The organism is Rhodoplanes roseus, from assembly GCF_003258865.1.
GTDB classification, from domain to species: domain Bacteria; phylum Pseudomonadota; class Alphaproteobacteria; order Rhizobiales; family Xanthobacteraceae; genus Rhodoplanes; species Rhodoplanes roseus.
Window position 1 is genome coordinate 1 of the sequence record NZ_NPEX01000898.1, and the last position, 256, is coordinate 256.

Consider the following 256-nt stretch of genomic DNA (forward strand, 5'->3'; position numbering starts at 1 on the left):
TGGCGCCAACGCGTCTCGTGTGGCAGCCGCTGGGCCATTTGATATGCGCCCTCTCCTGCGTTGTCGTCAGTCCAACCGAAATGCGGGGTGTAGCGGACATGGGTGAGCGAATAGGCGTTGGCCGCAGGAAACGGCATGGAGGAGAAGAAAGCACCGTCCATGACGGTCACCGCAAGACCGCCCAGTTCCGCCGGCGGATCGATGATGGCGATCTCGACAAGCTCGTGCTTCAACGGCAATGGCTTGAGACCGCTCG

General features: G+C 61.7%; 1 pseudogene. It reads right to left on the minus strand.

The features are described 5' to 3' along the window. A pseudogene (locus CH341_RS34990) lies at positions 1-256 on the minus strand (FAD-dependent oxidoreductase); the annotation flags it as partial.